We start from the raw sequence: 3,277 nt of genomic DNA on the forward strand, positions 1-3,277 counted from the left end.
AAAAAAAATTTTGTTCAACTTTTTTAATTGGTTGTGGGTGTGGCCAAACCCCACAATACTTTAAACTAACACAAGGTTTTGAAAGCCAAACAGCGTGCTGTTTGGCAGCTTGAACACAACGGTGATAACCTTATAATTGCGACAGCAACACAAAACAGAAAGATATTCTTTTTATTTTTTTATAAATCATTTCTTATTAAAGGTTAAAGGGCTGTCGCCTGTTTTAACAAACTTAGTCTTAGCACACAAACAGCGTTGCTGTTTGTGCCTTGCAAATTGCAATGAAAACAACTTTTCTTGGGCTTTGCCCAAACCCACGAGCCTTTAAAAAGGCTCGACCTAAATTTTTTATTAATTGATTTTTTAACATTGTTATAACAAAATGTTAAAAAATCAGCTTAAAAACAATTTAAAAATTTTCAGCTGATTACTTTCATTGTCGGCAATGCCGAGTCCGAGAAATTTTCCCTGTCTGTCGCAAACTCTGATTTTTTCTTTATCCTCAGGCTTTGACCTTGAAAGTGCGGTTCTTGCCATATCAAGCTCACCGCCATTTGAAAAGCGTTTTGACTGAGCCTCAGAAACATAGATTTTTCTGTAGCTTTCAAAAAGACTTTCTGTTTGCATAATATGTCCTGAAATTTCGCCTTTTTCGGCTAATTCTCTTGCATTATCAAGAGTAATGCTGTCAGCAAGCTTATAGCCACATGCTTCAGTACGGCAAAGCTCAGTCATCACCGCACCCATACCGAGCATTTTGCCGAGGTCGTCAATTATTGTGCGGATATAAGTTCCCTTTGAACAGCTTATGCTTAAAGTGCCACTCTGACTTTCCTCGTCAAAGTCCTCAAGCTCAAGGCTGTAAACCGTCACCTTCCTCGGCTTTCTTTCAATCTCCTTGCCCTGTCTTGCAAGGTCATAAAGCCTTTGACCGTTTACCTTAATTGCCGAGTACATAGGTGGCAGCTGCTCAATTTCACCTCTGAAATTTTCAAGAGCCTGCAGCACTTCTTCCTTTGCTGCCGTTTTGCCGCACTCAGAAATCACCTTACCCCAGATGTCGAGGGTGTCGGTTGTAATTCCCAAGCGAAACTTTGCCGTATATGATTTATCGTGGTTCGGTACAATGTCCTGAGCCTTTGTGGCATTGCCCAAAAGTATTGGCAAAACGCCTGTAGCGTTGGGGTCGAGTGTGCCTGTATGCCCGATTTTTCGCTGACCTGTAAGCTTACGCACAACAGCCACTACATCAAAAGATGTGTAATTTTCTGGCTTATTTATAACAATTACACCATTCATAAGGTTTCTTCCGCAGCCTTTATAAGCTTGTCACGCACTTCTTCAAGGCTGCCGTTAATTGAACAGCCTGCCGCTGCCTTATGTCCGCCGCCGTCAAAGCGAGCACAGAACTTGGCAGCATCAATGTTGCCGTTTGTACGGACGGAAATTTTGAAAAATCCGCCCTCTTTTTCCTTCATAGTAATGCCGATAAGCACACCCTCAATCTGACGAGGAATAGAGGCGAGTCCCTCAATTTCATCTTCGGCAATATTAAGACTGTTGAGCATATCAAGAGTAACCCATACAATGGCACACTTGCCGTCTGCACAATAGGTTATTGTATCGTAAACCTCACGCTCGAGCATAATTTTTTCTTTTGACTTGGTTTCAAACATCACCTTGTTAATGTATGCGGAGTTGCAGCCAAGCTCTACAAGGCTTGCGGCAATTCTGAAAGTATCGGCTGTGGTATTTGTATAACGGAAACAACCTGTGTCGGTTGAAATGCCTGTGTAAAGACAGTTCACAATCTGTTTTGTAAAGTTCACGCCCATACGCATTAAAAGCTTGTAGATAATTTCGCAGTTTGCGGCAGCGTATTTATCGACAAACTTTTCTTTGGCTGTAACAGAGTTTGAGCCATGGTGGTCAATGCAAATGTCAATTTTACCGAGATACTTTTCCATATTCGGAGCTAAGAGGCTGTCTGCCGCAACATCTGTACTTATGATATAGTCGGCGGTGAAGTCCTGCTCTACAATACCGTCTGTAAGATACTCAAATTTAGGCGGTAAGCTTGCGGTAATTACCCTTGCATTTTTGCCGATTTGCTGAAGTGCAAGGCAAAGTGCATAACCACTTCCGAGGGTGTCGCCGTCGGGGTAGTTATGAGTTAAAATTTCGTAATTATCGTGTTCCCTGAGGAAAACCGAGATGTCATACAGATTCATCTTCGTCCACCTCATCCTCAGGAATATCCAGGTCGTTTAAAATTCTGCTGATGTTCGCACTGTACTCGATACTGTCGGTAGCCTTAAAAATAAGCTGTGGCACATATCTGAGTGTAAGGCGGTGAGAAAGCTCACGGCGAATAAAGCCTGCGGCTGACTTGAGTCCCTTTACCGCTTCATTTGCCCTGTCGAGTCCCTCCATAGCACTTACATAAACAGTACAATAAGAAAGGTCATTGGTAACATCAACACGAATGATTGATAAAAAAGCCTGCTGCACACGAGGGTCTTTAAGCTCACGAAAAATAGCGGTAAGCTCACGCTTAATGTCCTCAGTAGTGCGTTCTAATCTATGTCCTGCCATAATTATATAACTCCTCTTATAGAATTATTTAATTCTGAATTTGTATTATTTATACGCTCTTTAGCAGCGTTAAAATATTCTTCGTCAATTTCAATACCAATAAAGCGTCTATCAAGCATCTTTGCTGCTACACCGGTTGAACCGACTCCCATAAACATATCTAAAACAATATCCCCAGGATTACTTGCAATATTAATAATATGTTTTAGTATTCTAACCGGCTTTTGAGTTGGATGTTTTGGATTTTTCAAACGCTCTGCACCCATACATATTGGCGACTCAATAAAGTTATGCATTTCATTTTGCTTTGTAAAATTCCAAGTATGACCTTTATTCCACAAGCAAACAATTAATTCACAACTATTCAAAAATGATGATTTTCTAATATTAGGAACAGGATTTGTTTTGTGCCAAACCATAAATTGAAATGTATCAAATTCCGGATCAAAAGCTTCGTGAAATTTTCCCAACAAATTATAGCTGCAAAATATAAATATATTTCCTTTAGGAGATAAAATTCTTTTGAATTCTGTTACTAAGTCAAATGGATTTAATGGGACTTCATCCCACTTTGCAACATCATTGTTAATATCGCTTCTCCAATCAAATTTTATATTACCGGTGCTATAATTTGTTGGGAAAATTTCACGAAGCTTTTGATCCGGAATTTGATACATTTCAA

General features: G+C 40.0%; 4 protein-coding genes. All 4 read right to left on the bottom strand.

Features of this window, described 5'->3' with window-relative positions; all coding sequences use genetic code 11:
* Positions 1 to 393: 393 nt before the first annotated feature.
* Positions 394 to 1,299, bottom strand: coding sequence for a tRNA pseudouridine(55) synthase TruB (gene truB / locus ACJMMI_RS03710; RefSeq protein ID WP_405353683.1), 906 nt, complete (start codon positions 1,297 to 1,299; stop codon positions 394 to 396).
* The gene (locus ACJMMI_RS03715) at positions 1,296 to 2,231 is read right to left on the bottom strand and encodes a bifunctional oligoribonuclease/PAP phosphatase NrnA (protein WP_405353684.1); all 936 of its coding nucleotides are present in this window, start codon (positions 2,229 to 2,231) and stop codon (positions 1,296 to 1,298) included. Before ACJMMI_RS03715 ends, truB begins: the two co-directional genes overlap by 4 nt.
* Positions 2,218 to 2,595 carry a 30S ribosome-binding factor RbfA gene (gene rbfA / locus ACJMMI_RS03720; protein ID WP_405353685.1) on the bottom strand — a complete coding sequence of 126 codons (378 nt, stop codon included), beginning with the start codon at positions 2,593 to 2,595 and terminating at the stop codon, positions 2,218 to 2,220. The genes ACJMMI_RS03715 and rbfA overlap by 14 nt, the downstream gene beginning before the upstream one ends.
* Before the next feature lie 2 nt (positions 2,596 to 2,597).
* Positions 2,598 to 3,277, bottom strand: a 680-nt coding sequence (locus ACJMMI_RS03725; protein ID WP_405353686.1) for a DNA-methyltransferase, incomplete at its 5' end; no start/stop codon positions are given.

The sequence above is a fragment of the Ruminococcus sp. genome (genome assembly GCF_045129435.1).
Lineage (GTDB): Bacteria > Bacillota > Clostridia > Oscillospirales > Acutalibacteraceae > Ruminococcoides.